This window comes from Gordonia sp. J1A (assembly GCF_055393515.1).
Genome location: NZ_AP041607.1, coordinates 1,567,045 through 1,581,202 on the forward strand (window position 1 = coordinate 1,567,045; position 14,158 = coordinate 1,581,202).

Below are 14,158 nucleotides of genomic sequence, written 5' to 3' on the forward strand. Positions count from 1 at the left end.
CCGGCTGCGCCGTCAGAAGGCCTGAGCCTGTGCGCGCCGGATCACCTCGCGCGCCGAATGAGTGTGCAGCGCATCGGCCGGGCGCAGCCCCAGGTCGTCCTGCTCGGTGAACAGCCAGCGCATCGCCTCGTCGCGCGTGTAACCGCCGTCGAGCAGGATCCGGACCAGCCCCTCGAAGTGCTTCGCGAGGCCGTCGGACCCGAAGAAGGCCTCCGGAATCACGGGTACCCCTCCGCGCGAGGCCGCGAGCAGGTTGTGGTCGCGGATGAGTGTGCGGAGCCGGTTGGACGAGACCCCCAGCCGCTTGGCGGCCTGGTCCAGGTCGAGAACTGGAACGTCGTCGGGAAGGATGTCGATCGAAAGCGGAAGAGAACCCACGGGGCAAAGCCTACCGGTGTCCTGCGCGGCACATACGAGGTCGTCGGCGCGGCGGGTAGATTCGAACACCGTGACCACCCCTGGCGACCCGCTCATCGGCCGAGTGCTGGAGCGCAGATACCGGATCGACGCGCCGATCGCTCGCGGCGGGATGTCCTCGGTGTATGTGGGAACCGACCTGCGTCTGGGTCGGCGCGTCGCAGTGAAGGTGATGGATGCGCGTTACGTGGGCGACCCCCAGTTCCTGCGCCGGTTCGAGTTCGAGGCCCGCGCCGTCGCCGGTCTGAGCCACCCCGGCCTCGTCGCGGTCTACGACCAGAGCATCGACGGTGAGGTCGCGTTCCTCGTCATGGAGCTCGTGCGCGGGGGCAGCGTCCGCGAACTGCTCCGCGAACGCGGGCCGATGCCGCCGCACGCGGTGGCATCCGTCGCGATCCCGATGCTCGGCGGCCTGGGCACCGCGCACCGCGCGGGCCTGGTGCACCGGGACGTGAAGCCCGAGAACGTCCTCGTCTCCGACAACGGCGACATCAAGGTTGCCGACTTCGGTCTGGTCCGCGCGGTCGCCGAAGCCGGCGTCACGTCGGCGAGCGTGATTCTGGGGACCGCCGCGTACCTGTCCCCCGAGCAGGTCAACTCCACCGACGTCGACGCGCGCAGCGACGTGTACTCGGCCGGAGTGATGCTGTTCGAACTACTGACCGGACGGCAGCCCTTCAGCGGCAGCACTCCGCTCGCGCTGGCCTATCAGCGGCTCACCTACGACGTCCCCGCCCCCGGCGACCTGATCGAAGGCGTCCCGCCGCAGATCGACGAGATCGTCCTGCGAGCCACCGAGCGTGACCGCGCCGATCGCTTCCGCGACGGATTCGCCATGCAGCACGCGTTGCTCGACGCCGCCGATGAACTCGACCTGCCAGCCTTCACCGTCCCGGCTCCGAGCCGGGCCTCGGCGCGGGTCACCTCCGCCATCGCCCGCCCGGTGCGGGCCGTGTCGGCGCAGGCGCCCGATCCGCGACCGGTCACCGCATACGATCCCGAGCCGCTCCCCCGGTCTGATCGGTGGGACGACGACGCCTGGGACGGACCCGACGAGCGACGCTGGACGGACGACGAGCCGGAGTGGGCCGACCGGGCCGACTGGGAGCCGGACTCCGACCAGGTCGACGTGATCGACGAAGCCGATCCCGCGGCCACATCGCGCGGACGCGCACTGGCGGCCGTGTGGTTGACGATCATCACGATCGTCGCCGTCGTGCTCGCAGCGGCGGGGTGGGCCGTGGGCGCCTCGCTCGCCTGAACCGGGCGCCGTCGGGTCTCCTCAGCCGCGCAGGCTCCCCTCAGCCGCGCAGCATCTCCGCCACGAGGAAGGCCAGTTCCAGCGACTGCTGGGTGTTGAGGCGCGGGTCGCACGCCGTCTCGTAGCGGCCTTCGAGATCGAGGTCGGAGATGTCCTGTGCGCCACCGAGGCACTCGGTCACATCCTCACCGGTCAGCTCGATGTGAATGCCCCCGGGGTGACTGCCCAGCGCGCGATGCACCTCGAAGAAGCCCTGCACCTCGTCGACCACGCGGTCGAAGTGGCGGGTCTTGAAACCGGTGGACGCGGTGTGGGTGTTGCCGTGCATCGGATCGCACTGCCAGATCACCTTGTGTCCGGTCGCCTCGACGGCCTGCACGATCGCGGGCAGGACCTCGCGGACCTTGCCGTTACCCATCCGCGACACCAGCGTCAGCCGGCCGGGACGGTTGTCGGGGTCGAGTGCCTCCACGTACTCGACCGCCAGCTCGGGCGTCGTGGTGGGGCCGATCTTGACGCCGATCGGATTGCTGATCAGCTTGGCCAGCGCGATGTGAGCGCCGTCGAGCTGCCGGGTGCGTTCGCCGATCCACAGGAAGTGCGCCGACAGGTCGTACAGAGTCTGCTCGTCGCCGCCGCGCGGGTTGTCGGCGAGCCGCAGCATGGCGCGCTCGTAGTCCATCACCAGAGCTTCGTGCGAGGCGAAGATCGACGCCGACTCGAGGCTCGAGTCGGTGACGCCGCAGGCGTCCATGAATCGCAGCCCGCGATCGATCTCCGCGGCGAGCGCCTCGTACCGCGCACCGGCCGGCGATGTGCGGACGAACTCGCGGTTCCAGTTGTGAACGTGCGCCAGGCGGGCCTCCGACCCGGTCAGCGACCGCACCAGGTTCATCGCCGCGGCGGCGTTCGCGTACGCGCGCACCAGACGCGAGGGATCGTGCACGCGCGCGGCCTCGTCGGCCTCCAGCGCGTTGACCATGTCGCCTCGGTACGAGAGCAGCCCGAGCGCGTCGGTGTCGGACGAACGCGGCTTGGCGTACTGCCCCGCGATGCGGGCGACCTTCACCACCGGCATGCTCGCGCCGTAGGTGAGCACCACGGCCATCTGAAGCAGGGTGCGGATGTTGCCCTTGATGTGCGGCTCGGTGTTGGCCGCGAAGGTCTCGGCGCAGTCTCCGCCCTGGAGCATGAACGCGCGACCGTGGGCCACCTCGGCGAGTTGGTCGGCGAGCACCTCCACCTCGGACGGCATGCAGATCGGCGGGACGCTCTCGAGGACGGTGCGCATCTTGTGCGCCTCCTCTTCGGGCCAGCTCGGCTGCTGCAGAGCCGGGCGCGCCAGCATGTCGTCGAATTGCTCGGCGAGACGTCCCGGCAGGGGCGGCAGTTCGGGAAGCTCGTCGATGGGCACGTCTACGGTCCAGTTCACCACCGCTCCAGCCTATCGTGACGAACCGGACGTCGCGTCGGTCACCTCCGACAGTGCCATCGGTTCTCGGCCGTCAGTTCACGCCGGCGCCGCCGCCGACGGCCGCTTCGATGGCGCGCCACTTGACGAGGTTGTGCCGCGCGTCGGCGAGCGCATCGTGTGCGTTGCGCGGAGCCGGAGGCAGTTCCGGACGGCCCGCGGCCTCCCAGTGCTGTCGGAGTTCCCGGGTGAAGCGCGGCATCTCCCGCGGCAGCTCGGTCATCGACCCCCACAGCTGACACACCACCACGTGGTCGTACGCGCCGACCCACGCCCACAGTTCGACGCCGTCGCCAGGGGCGGTGAGGAACTCGTAGAGGCTCTCGCGGATCGCTCGGCGACTCCGCCACGCCTTGTCGGCCGGGGACGGCAGCTTGTCGAGGACGTTGGTGCGTACCCAGTCACCCGCCCGCGCCGGATCGAATTCGGTCGAGACGGCGTAGAACTCGCGGCCGTCCTCGCCGACCACCCCGATCGACACCAGCTCGATGGTGGTTCCGTCTTCGATGAACTCGGTGTCGTAGAAGTAGCGCACGACTTCTGATTATCCATGCCGGACAGGAATACTGGCTTTCATGCCCACTGCAAGCGGTCAGACGCAGCCCCGCGACGAGGGCGGAGCGCTCCGGGGTCAACGGCTCGCCGAGCGGCTCACCCGGTGGTCGCCCGGACCAGCCGCGAGGGCGGCGATCGTCGCCGCATTCGCACTCTCGGCCGCCCTGCAGATCCTGGGCGTGCCCTTCACATCCAGTTTCGGCACCCGAACCCGGTTCGACATGGACGTGTACCGCATCGGCGGCCAGATCTGGCATCAGGGCCTGAGTCTGTACGCCGACGGCTCGATGCCCTTCACCGCCGACGGCATCTGGCTGCCGTTCACGTACCCGCCGTTCGCGGCGCTGCTGTTCACCCCGTTGGGTGCGATCCCGCTCGCCGTCGCGAGCATCGGGATCTCACTGGTCACCGCCGCGCTGCTGGTCTACGTCACCAAGCTCTCGCTCGCCGTGCTCGACATCGGCTCGCCCGGCAACCGGTGGTGGCTCGCGATCGCTGCATCGGTCGCGACCATCTGGTTCAACCCGTTCTGGATGACCCTCGGATTCGGTCAGATCAACGTGGTGCTGATGGCGATGATCATGATCGACGTCTTCGTCCTGCACCGCGCCGGGGGCCGCCGCGCACAGGGTGTCCTGATCGGCATCGCGTCGGCGGTCAAACTCACCCCGCTGGTCTTCCTCGGCGTGTTCCTTGTGGCTCGCCGGTTCCGCGCCGTCGCCACCGGACTGGCCGCGTTCGTCGGCGCGGCGGCGATCGGCTGGATCTGGATGCCGGCCGACTCCCGCACGTATTGGACCGACACCCTGTTCCACACCGCCCGGATCGGCCAACCCGAGGGGCGGATCAATCAGAATCTGAACGCCGCGTGGCTCCGCGTGTTCGGTGACGCGGGCAGCGCCGCGGAGGTTGCCTGGATCCTGTCCAGCGTCGCGGCCACGGTCCTCGCGCTGGCGGCGGTGCTGGCGGCACGCCCCGCCGAGGCGTTCGCGCGCGGACCGATGACCGGCCGCGTCGACGCCCTCGCGATCACGTGCGCCGTGGCCGTGTGGGGACTGCTCGTCTCGCCGACCACCTGGGCCCACCACTGGGTCTGGTGCGTCCCGGCGCTGCTCCTGTGCCTGACGATCGGCTGGCGGGTCGATGAGCGCCGCTACCGTGCCACGTACTTCGGCCTCGCCGGAACCGGGGTCGTGATCTTCGCGGTGGGGCCTTTCCAGCTCCTGCCGCCCATCGAGCACGGCTGGGCTGCATGGCAGCACCTGATCGGCAACGCCTTCACGCTCTGGGGCGTGACGCTCCTGGTGGCACTGTGGCGGCTGCCGTACCGCGCCCCCGAGACGACGACGGTGTCCGCCACGGCCGCTTGACGGCCGGCGCGGACACCGTCATGGGGTCCGGAATCGGATCAGGCCGCGTCGCCCGGTTTCGCGGCCGGCGCCGTCGGTGCCGCCGCCTTGGCGCCTCCGCCGGCGTTCTTGAGGCTGGCGGCGTACACGTCGACGTACTGCTGGCCGCCGAGACGCATCAGCGCGTACATGATCTCGTCGGTGACCGCGCGCTCGATGAAGCGGTTGCCTGCCATGCCCTCGTACCGCGAGAAGTCGAGCGGTTCGCCCACTCGGACGACGATGCGGGTGGGCCGCGGCAGCACCGTGCCGGGCGGGTTGATCCGATCGGTCCCGACCATCGCGATCGGGATCACCGGTGTGCCCGTCTCCAGAGCGATCCGTGCGAGCCCGGTCTTTCCCTTGTACAGTCGGCCGTCCGGCGAGCGGGTGCCCTCCGGATACAGGCACAGCAGCCGTCCGTCCTCAAGCACCTTCTTGCCCGCCAGAAGCGCGTCCGCGGCCGCGCTGGCGCCGGACCGGTCGATCGGGATCTGTCCCGAAGTGCTGAAGAACCACTTCTTGAAGCGCCCCTTGAGGCCCTTCTCCGTGAAGTACTCACTCTTGGCGAGGAAGAAGATCCTCCGCGGCACCATGAGCGGCAGGTAGAAGCTGTCGACCACCGCCATGTGGTTGGACGCGATCAACGCGGCACCGTCCTTGGGGATGTTCTCCAGCCCCTCGATCCGCGGACGTCCCATCAAGCGGAGCGCCGGACCCATGAAGATGTATTTGAAAAGGTAGTACCACATGGACGTTGCTGCCCCTCCTGCTCGATTCCCGACCTGCACCGGCGCACCGGCGCCCGAACGCATCGGAAGAAACTCTACTGACTGCCCGCCACCTGCATCGCCAGTCCCTGCCGTGCCACCTCGGCCGCACCGATCGTTCCCGCCGCCTCGCCGAGCTGGGTACCGCGGATCCGGGCCAGCCGGCGGTGCCCGCTACCGGTGACCGCCGCCGCATAGTGCTCGCGCGCGTCGTCGAGGAACAGACTCGACGCAGCACCGACGCCGCCGGCGAGGACGATGAGATCCGGATCGAAGACGTCGGCGATCATGCCGAGACCGTAGCCGAGCCAGCGCGCCATGTCCTCGTACGCGGCCAGTGCCGCGGGGTCGCCGTCCGCCGCGGCCGCCGCCACTCGCCTGCCCGTGAGCGAGCCCGGGTCCGCCTCCGACTCGGCGGCCAGCACGCTGCGCGGATAGTCGTGCGAGGCGAGCAGTTCCAGCACGGTGTCGACCAGTGCCGTCCCGCTGCAGTAGCGCTCCCAGCAACCGCGTTTGCCGCAACTGCACGGGCGGCCGTCCGGAACCACGGTGAGGTGCCCGAACTCCGGCGCCACGCCGAAGCTGCCGCGATAGAGCCGCCCGTCCATGATCATCCCCGCGCCGATCCCGGTGCCGATGGACAGGACGAGCGTGTTGTGTCCACCTGCCGCCGCACCGAAGTGCAGCTCGGCGAGTGCGGCCGAATTGGCGTCGTGCTCGGCGAATACCGGCAACCCCAGCCTGCGCGTCATCGTCTCCGGTACCGGAGCCTCGCGCCAGGCCAGATGCGGGGAGAAGCGCACCGTCCGGCGATCGGGTGTCAGGAAACCCGCGATCGCCAGTCCCACCGCTGCCACCGCCCACCGGTCCCGCAGTTCGGTGACGAGCCGGTGCAGGCAGTGCTCGAGTGACTCGGCGGTCGGCGGGGTCGCCGTGCGAAGCGTGTCGAGTTGGCGACCGCGCGCGTCCACCACCGAAGCTCTCACGCTGGTGCCGCCGATGTCGATGCCGATGGTCAGTTCCGAACCGGGCGACGCCCCGTCGCCTGCGCGCGCGGTCACGTCACCTGCCCATCGGCGTGACGTTGACCGAGATCGTCTCGAACCGCGATGACGTGCCTGCGCGCTCGGACCGATCCGAGCGCAGCATGTCGGCGACGGCCTCGAGCACCGCGATCAGTGCGGCGAGGATGCGGGCGAGCAGGTCGCCGAGTTCCCGGACCATCGTGCCGACGTCTCCGAGCAGCTCCGGAATGCCCGATCCCGCAACCCCGGAACCCGGGACTCGCGGCCCGGATGTGCCGGCGATCAGACCGGCGAGCTGGTCGATCTGATTCGCGAAACCGAGCAGCAACGCCTGCACGGAGTCGCCGGCGTCGGCGGCTCCTGAACCGGTGGCGTCGTGGTCGTCGGTCATCGTGGGTGGAGTCCTCGGTGGTCGGGCCGACATCGGTGGTCGGGCAAACGGGGGTCGGGCAGCAAGCGGGGGTCGGACGGCACGTGGGTGCGCATCGCGAACACCTGACGCTACCGGGCGCGGCGGCCGATCCCCAGCGCCGGGCACCGGAGTGGTGACAGACCGCACATCCCACCCGGTCGATGCCCTCGCTCACAACGACGAGTGTACGTTCACCGGCTTCTCGTCGTGCCCGTCGCCGGGATCGTTCGTCCGGTCAACCGTCCCCGTCCGGAGTGGTTCCGGTGCGCCGCTGCGGCCAGACGGCCGGGTCCGGGCGGAAGCGCAGAACCAGCCGTCCCGCATGCCAGTCGGCCCCCGTCACCAGGCACCGCCGCAGCACCGAGGGCAGCCGGACCGGGAAGCGGAAACCCGACACCGTCACCAGCAGATCGTCGCCGGACCTGCCCAGCGCCAGCCGGTCGGGGTCGGGTAGCCCTTGGTCCCACGCCAGTTCGAAGACGCTGTCCAGGCCCTCTCCGGAGACGTGCGCGACGGTCAGCGCGCCCGACCCGCGCGGCCGCCCGCCCGGTGTCGGCAGATCGACCACCACCCGGCGGATCCGGGACAGCCGGTCGACCGCCTCCGGCGCGGCGGCCACGGCCATCACCTGCACCGTGTCGTCGCCGCCGAGCACCGCCCGCGCGGTATCGATCGCGCAGACCTGTGCCGCGCCGCCCGCGCCCTCATTGACCAGCACCGATCGCAACGGCAGCGCCATCAGGTCGCTGATCGCGATCTGGTCTGCGAGCGCACGCGCTCCGCGGTCCCCCGCGTCGACAACCACGTGGACCGCCACCCCGTGCGGATCGGTGAACAGATCCGCCAGATCCTGGCAGTCGCGGTCGATGCCCTCCACCGCCGCGGACAACTGCGCCACCGCGGGCTTCTCCGCCGCCTCGGCGAGCCGCGCGTGCCGCGGCCACAGCCGTTCGAGTGCCGCGGACAGCACCGTCGGCGACCGCAACAGGGCGAACGGATCACCGCAGCCGGACAGGTCTACGACTATGCGTCGCCACCGTCCAGCGGTCGCGGCTTCGCGAATCCGCCTGAGCAGCAGGAACTCCTGTACGCCGGGCAGAGCCGACAGCTCGCCCGGCGCGATCGACGCCACCGAACCGACTATCGGCAGCAGCGCCTTGCCCGAGCTCACCGCCGTGAGCGCACCGGTGAACTCGCTCCACGCCTGCTCCAGCACGGACAACGGGTCGAGTTGCAGAAGGTCGACGTCGGCGGTCACCGCGACGGGTTCCCCGGGGAGCCGAAGAACGCCGAGACGTTCCGGCAGATACGACCGCGAGTCGAGAGAGACGAGCAGTGTGCCCCGCTCGGCGCCCAGCCGCACGCCCGCGGGCGGGTGCGTGGTGTGCCGCAGTGCCGCGGCCGCGGCGACGACGGAGACGCCCGAGCCACCCGGCCCGAGCACCAGATCGATGGGCGCTAGATCGATCAGCCTTCGACCCTCTTCTTCAGGTCGCCGAGCGCGGCCTCGGTGATCGCCTTCTCCGCGCGTCGCTTCAACTGGCTGATCATCGGGATGTGAAGGTCCACCATGAGAGCGTAGGTCACCTTGGTCGAACCCGGAACCTGCTGCGCCAGACGGTAACTGCCCTCCTGAGCGCGCTGCAGCTCACTCGAGACGAGCGTCCAACAGACACCGTCGCCGTCCTCGTCCCACGTGTATCGGAGTTCGTAGGTGTCGGCGAGGACTCCCGCGTCGAGGACGAATCGCACCCGAACGCCCCGTCCCCACGCGTCCCGTTCCAGAACGGTCACCTCGCGGGCCGCGGTGACCCACTGCGGATAGTTGTCGAAGTCGGCGATCACTGCCATCACGTCCGCCACGTCGGCGTTGATGACGATCGACTGCTCGGTGTGGTCGGCCATCGCTACGCCCCCGCGGCGGCAGACGCCGCGGGCGCCCCGGCCTCGCGGTCTCCCTCGAGCAGCGCCTTGACATGGAAGGACATCTCCTTGCCCGCGATGCGCCTGCGGCGGTTCAGCTCTGCGACCGCGTCCATCCGCTCGCGCGCCCCGTCCGGCAGTGGGCGCGACGGCTCGGCGTGCAGGTAGTAGTGCAGGATGAAACCGTCCATGCACGGCTCGCACCAGATCTCCATGGTGCCCTCGACCGGTCCGGCCACCGTCCACCGCACGCCCTGGTCTCCGCGGTCCTCGACCACGGTCAGCCGGAGGTCCGGCCACCACTGCCGCCAGCGCGCCCGATCGCCCACCACCGCACCGGCGAGCGACGGCGCCGCAGCGACGAAGACCTCGTCGGCAACCTGAATGCTCGTCACCGTCCTAGCTTCACACACCCGGCCCCGTGGGTGAAACCCGACTCGTGCGTAACCGGCACTCCGAGTGGGTCTAAGATCACTCAGAGATTCAGGTCGTTCTGAGAAATTTCCGTTCCGGAAGGTGTATTTCATGGCCGAGTGCCGCGTGCCCGCGAAGTTTCAGATCCCCGAGGAGCGGAACGCGTCCGACGTGCTCTTCGACATCGTCGAGAAGCAGAGCGGCAAGACCGTGTTCCGTCGTCAGTCCGGCTCGCAGTGGCTCCCGGTCACCGCGGCCGAGGCCGGAGCACAGGTCACGGCGATCGCCAAAGGATTGATCGCCTCGGGCATCGAACCGGGCGACCGCGTCGCGTTGGTCTCGGCCACGCGCCTGGAATGGACTCTCCTGGACTTCGCCATCTGGTCGGCCGGCGCGATCACCGTCCCGGTCTACGACTCCTCCTCCGGTCCCCAGATCGATTGGATCATGCGCGATTCCGGCGCTACGGCGATCATCGCCGAGACCGCCGGGCACCGCGCCGTCATCGACACGGTGGAATCGGTGGACGACTCGGTCCAGGTGTTCCAGATCGACGTCGCCGACGGCCCGGGAGTCGTCGAACTCCTCACCGAGCGCGGCAAGGACGTGGCAGACGAGGAGGTCCACGCGCGTCGTCGGACGCTCAAGGCCTCCAGTCCGGCCACCCTCATCTACACCTCGGGGACCACGGGCCGCCCCAAGGGCTGCATGCTGACCCACTCCAACCTGCTCGGCGAGATCGCCGGCGTGATGGAGACCCCGCTGAATGCTCTGCTCGGCGACGGCAAGCGCCTGCTGCTGTTCCTGCCGATGGCACACGTACTCGCCCGCGCGATCAACCTGGTCGCGCTCGAGGCGGGCATGGAGGTCGGGTACACCAGCGACATCCCCAATCTGCTGCCGACTTTCTCCGTCTTCAAGCCGTCGCTGATCCTGTCGGTCCCCCGCGTCTTCGAGAAGGTGTTCAACTCGGCACGCCAGAGTGCGCACGACGGCGGGAAGGGCAAGATCTTCGATCTCGCGGCCGACGTCGCCGTGCAGTATTCGACGGCCGCCCAGAACGGTGACGTGGGCCTGCTGCTGCGCGCGAAGCACGCGGTGTTCGACAAGCTGGTGTACGCCAAGCTGCGCGCCGCGCTCGGCGGGGTCTGCGAACTCGCGATCTCCGGCGGCGCACCCCTCGGTTCGCGCCTCGGACACTTCTTCAGCGGCGTCGGCATCCCCGTCTACGAGGGCTACGGCCTCACCGAGACCACCGCCGCGGTCACGGTGAACACCCCCGGCCAGGTGAAGGTCGGCACCGTCGGCCGGCCCATCCCGGGCAACGCCGTCCGGATCGCCGACGACGGCGAGATCCTGCTCTCCGGCGAGGTGGTCTTCACCGGCTATTGGCGCAACGACGAGGCCACCGCTACCGCGATCACCGACGGCTGGTTCCACACCGGCGACATCGGAGCGCTCGACCAGGACGGCTACCTGAGCATCACCGGCCGCAAGAAGGAGATCATCGTCACCGCCGGCGGCAAGAACGTCTCGCCCGCGCCGATGGAGGACATCATCCGCGCGAGCGCACTGGTGTCGCAGGCCGTGGTGGTCGGCGATCAGAAACCGTTCATCGGCGCACTCATCACGATCGATCTCGAGGCCTTCCCGGCGTGGAAGGAGCGCCACGGCAAGTCCGCCGACCTCAGCGTCGCCGATCTGGCGCAGGACCCCGACCTGCTGGCCGAGGTCCAGGAGGCCGTCGACGCCGCCAACGAGACCGTCTCCCACGCCGAGACCATCAAGAAGTTCCGCATCCTCCCGACCGACTTCAGCGAGGACTCGGGCGAACTGACCCCCACGCTGAAGGTGAAGCGCAACGTGGTGGCCGACAAGTGGGCCGAGGAGATCGCGGCGATCTACCGCAAGTAGCCGCCGGTGCGTGCCTGCGGGCACCGAGACGCGGTATGACGATCCCCGCGAACCCCTTCCGACGGGGTTCGCGGGGATCGTCAGTTCAAGCGCGTGGGGCGGCGTGGTCGGCCGGACCGGACGGCGCTCGTCACAGCAGCCGCATGAGGCGCGCGGCCTGCATCTTCCACTGCCAGTTCTCCACTGCCCATTCGCGTCCGGCCTCCCCCATCGCCGCAGCGAGCCGCGGTGAGGAGAGGATCTCGACGATCGCCCCGGCGACGGCGGCCCGGTCACGGCCGTCGACGACGGTGCCCGTCAGGCTCTCGCGCACCGTCTCGGGCGCCCCGCCCGAGTCGCCCGCCACCACCGGCACACCGCTGGCCGAGGCCTCGAGAAAGACGATGCCGAGGCCTTCCACGTCGAGGCCGCCGCCCCGGGTGCGGGTCGGCATGGCGAATACGTCGGCCATCGCGTGGTGCATCGGCAGTTCCGCGGCGGGGACGCCGCCGGTGAAGGTCACCGAATCCATCACGCCGTTCTCCTCGGCGAGCCGGTGCAGCGCATCGGCGTAGGGACCGCCGCCGACGATCATCAGCCGCGCGTCGGGAATTGCGTCACGGATCGCGGGCCACGCCCTGATCAGCATGTCCTGGCCCTTGCGCGGCACGAGCCGCGACAGGCAGAGCACTGTGGGTGCGTCGCCCAGTCCGTAGCGCTCCCGCAGCACGCGCCGCGCCGTGGAGTCCGGCGCGAACCGGTCGACGTCCACTCCGCAGGAGACGTACTCGAGCGATGCCCGCGGGCCGAAGGCCGCCGCGAACCGGCCGCGGGTGTAGCGGCTGACGTAGGTGATCGCGTCGGTGTGGTCGCCGATGTACCGGAGTACCTGGCGGGCGCCGGGCAGCATCGACCACCCGACCTCGTGACCGTGTGTGCTCGCGACGATCCGCCGAGCCCCGGCCTTCCGGAGCTTGGGCCCGAGGACCGCGAGCGGAGCCGCCGCGCCGAACCAGACTGTGTGAACATCGTTGTCGCGCACGAGATTCGCAGCCCTTCGCAGCACTCCGGGAGTCGGCAGCATCAGGCTCGTGGGATGGCGGACGATCCGGTACGGAGCCGCGCAGTCGTACTCCTCGCAGCCCCGCCACGTCGGCGCGTAGACGATGACGTCCTCCGGCGGGAGGAAGGCGATCAGGTTCTCCAGGTACGACTGGATGCCGCCCGGCCGAGGCGGGAAGTCGTTGGTGACAAGCAGCGTTCGTCTCACCGGCGCACCTGGGTGCGCAGCCACGCCTGCCAGTCGGCGACCACCGTCGACTTGTCGGCACCCAGCGCGTCCTTCATCGCGTCGTCGGTGGTCGAGGTGTCTCCGCCCTTGCCGACACCGATGTACATCTTCTTGAGCTTCTCCTCGCCGAACCTCTGGCCGACGAAGGCCGCGAACGACCACGCCTCCTGATAGGCGATCCGGGCCGCGTCCGAGTCGACGGAGAACGACCCGTCCGAGGGCAGCGCCTTCGGAACGTCGCCGGCGGCCACGGCAGCGGCCAATTCCGGTGCGGCGTCGACGAAGTCCCGGTAAGTGCCCTTGCGGCCCACGTACTCCGGAACGCCCTCGGTGAGCCACAGCGGCGCGTTCTCGGCGGTGTTGAGCCGCGAGGCGACGTGCGTGAGCTCATGGCGGATCACGACGGCGAGCGCCGGCTTCGACAGGGCACGGGCGGCGGGCGTGAGCACGATCCGCTGTCCCACCACCTGCTGATTCTGACGATCGATCATGGTGTACACGGTGGCGGCCGCGGCAGCTGAGGTGTCGACCGGAACGGTCCTCGTGAGTCCGGAGAACTGAGCGCCGTCGGCGGTGGAGATCACCGCGATCCGCCGGACCCAGTCGTCGCCCCAGAACTTCGATACCTCATCCACCGCAGCGGGCAGGATTTCGGCGACCTGAGCCGCGGTCTTCTCCGCGCCCCGGTAGCACAGAACCGTCGAGGTCCCCCCGGAGGTGCGCACGTCGTTCGCCGACAGCCCCGGAAACGCCCACGGTCCCACCTCGGGTGCCTTCGGATTCTCGCGTGAGGCCTGCGACGGGTCGGGCGCCAGGCCACCGTCGCCGACGACTTTCCAGTCGTCGCCGTATCGCGCGAAGGTCAGGCTCTGGTGGAGGGTCACCGTCGGTTCGTCGAGTCCAGGCGACGACGCGCCTCCCAGCGCGTAGTCGAGATCGACGGGCGTCACCCAACTGTCGGAGGCGCCGGCCGCTTCGAGCTTCGCCTCGAAATCCGGTTCGAGAAGGTGCTCCGGGCCGGTCTGGGGCGCCACTCGATAGCGGAATTCCTTGAGTTTGAGCGGCTTTCCCACCGGCGCCGATGCGAAATCGGCAGCCACGGCGTCGAGCCGATGCCGGAACTCGACGGTGGCGGCCGGATCGATGAGTTCGGACAGACCTCTGCGGTCGCCGTTGCGCAGCGCCGACGACAGTTGGTCGAGCAGGGCGGTGACGCCGTCGTAGCGCTGCTGTTCGAACGGGTTCAGCGGCGTCGTCGCGATCGTCGGAGACGAAGTGGCCGATGGGTGATCGGCATCGGAGCCACAGGCGGTGAGCGACGCGGCAGTCACGGCCGCC

The 14,158-nt window shown here is 69.6% G+C and carries 14 protein-coding genes; 3 read left to right on the forward strand and 11 right to left on the reverse strand.

The genetic code is table 11. The features are described 5' to 3' along the window. Window positions 1-12: 12 nt before the first annotated feature. Window positions 13-378, reverse strand: a complete 366-nt coding sequence (locus ACZ5QD_RS07290; RefSeq protein ID WP_006895311.1) for an Rv2175c family DNA-binding protein — start codon at window positions 376-378, stop codon at window positions 13-15. A gap of 70 nt (window positions 379-448) precedes the next feature. On the opposite strand from ACZ5QD_RS07290, the gene ACZ5QD_RS07295 reads away from it, so the two are divergent. Beyond that, window positions 449-1,678, forward strand: coding sequence for a protein kinase domain-containing protein (locus tag ACZ5QD_RS07295; protein ID WP_006895310.1), 1,230 nt, complete (start codon window positions 449-451; stop codon window positions 1,676-1,678). A 40-nt stretch (window positions 1,679-1,718) separates the two neighbouring features. On the opposite strand, the gene ACZ5QD_RS07300 is transcribed toward ACZ5QD_RS07295, so the two are convergent. Both ACZ5QD_RS07300 and ACZ5QD_RS07305 read right to left on the reverse strand, forming a co-directional pair. Further along, window positions 1,719-3,113 (reverse strand): class II 3-deoxy-7-phosphoheptulonate synthase, encoded by a 1,395-nt coding sequence (locus tag ACZ5QD_RS07300; protein ID WP_006895309.1) that lies wholly within the window; start codon window positions 3,111-3,113, stop codon window positions 1,719-1,721. A gap of 70 nt (window positions 3,114-3,183) precedes the next feature. Beyond that, the gene (locus ACZ5QD_RS07305; protein ID WP_006895308.1) at window positions 3,184-3,684 is read right to left on the reverse strand and encodes a polyadenylate-specific 3'-exoribonuclease AS; all 501 of its coding nucleotides are present in this window, start codon (window positions 3,682-3,684) and stop codon (window positions 3,184-3,186) included. Between the two features lie 40 nt (window positions 3,685-3,724). On the opposite strand from ACZ5QD_RS07305, the gene ACZ5QD_RS07310 reads away from it, so the two are divergent. Then, window positions 3,725-5,074 carry a glycosyltransferase 87 family protein gene (locus ACZ5QD_RS07310; protein ID WP_006895307.1) on the forward strand — a complete coding sequence of 450 codons (1,350 nt, stop codon included), beginning with the start codon at window positions 3,725-3,727 and terminating at the stop codon, window positions 5,072-5,074. 38 nt (window positions 5,075-5,112) lie between these two features. Here the strand turns inward: ACZ5QD_RS07310 and ACZ5QD_RS07315 are convergent, their stop codons facing one another. From ACZ5QD_RS07315 to ACZ5QD_RS07340, 6 genes are all read right to left on the reverse strand, one after another. Continuing rightward, window positions 5,113-5,844, reverse strand: coding sequence for a lysophospholipid acyltransferase family protein (locus tag ACZ5QD_RS07315; protein ID WP_006895306.1), 732 nt, complete (start codon window positions 5,842-5,844; stop codon window positions 5,113-5,115). 74 nt (window positions 5,845-5,918) lie between these two features. Further along, window positions 5,919-6,923 carry an ROK family protein gene (locus ACZ5QD_RS07320; protein ID WP_006895305.1) on the reverse strand — a complete coding sequence of 335 codons (1,005 nt, stop codon included), beginning with the start codon at window positions 6,921-6,923 and terminating at the stop codon, window positions 5,919-5,921. Window position 6,924: 1 nt separating this feature from the next. Beyond that, a complete protein-coding gene (locus ACZ5QD_RS07325; RefSeq protein ID WP_006895304.1) occupies window positions 6,925-7,278 on the reverse strand; it encodes a hypothetical protein in 354 nt (117 codons plus the stop codon). Between the two features lie 256 nt (window positions 7,279-7,534). Further along, entirely contained in the window at window positions 7,535-8,746 is a 1,212-nt protein-coding gene (locus ACZ5QD_RS07330) for an ArsA-related P-loop ATPase (RefSeq protein WP_039866943.1), read from the reverse strand. Between the two features lie 20 nt (window positions 8,747-8,766). Further along, on the reverse strand, window positions 8,767-9,204 hold the full coding sequence (locus ACZ5QD_RS07335) for an SRPBCC family protein (RefSeq protein ID WP_006895302.1): 438 nt from the start codon (window positions 9,202-9,204) through the stop codon (window positions 8,767-8,769). Window positions 9,205-9,206: 2 nt separating this feature from the next. After that, on the reverse strand, window positions 9,207-9,617 hold the full coding sequence (locus ACZ5QD_RS07340; protein ID WP_006895301.1) for a hypothetical protein: 411 nt from the start codon (window positions 9,615-9,617) through the stop codon (window positions 9,207-9,209). A 130-nt stretch (window positions 9,618-9,747) separates the two neighbouring features. On the opposite strand from ACZ5QD_RS07340, the gene ACZ5QD_RS07345 reads away from it, so the two are divergent. Continuing rightward, the gene (locus ACZ5QD_RS07345; RefSeq protein WP_006895300.1) at window positions 9,748-11,550 is read left to right on the forward strand and encodes an AMP-dependent synthetase/ligase; all 1,803 of its coding nucleotides are present in this window, start codon (window positions 9,748-9,750) and stop codon (window positions 11,548-11,550) included. A 130-nt stretch (window positions 11,551-11,680) separates the two neighbouring features. Here ACZ5QD_RS07345 and ACZ5QD_RS07350 read toward each other — a convergent pair whose 3' ends face one another. Continuing rightward, window positions 11,681-12,799 (reverse strand): glycosyltransferase family 4 protein, encoded by a 1,119-nt coding sequence (locus tag ACZ5QD_RS07350; protein ID WP_006895299.1) that lies wholly within the window; start codon window positions 12,797-12,799, stop codon window positions 11,681-11,683. Further along, entirely contained in the window at window positions 12,796-14,151 is a 1,356-nt protein-coding gene (locus tag ACZ5QD_RS07355; RefSeq protein ID WP_231650305.1) for a peptidase MA family metallohydrolase, read from the reverse strand. Before ACZ5QD_RS07355 ends, ACZ5QD_RS07350 begins: the two co-directional genes overlap by 4 nt. Window positions 14,152-14,158: the final 7 nt, after the last annotated feature.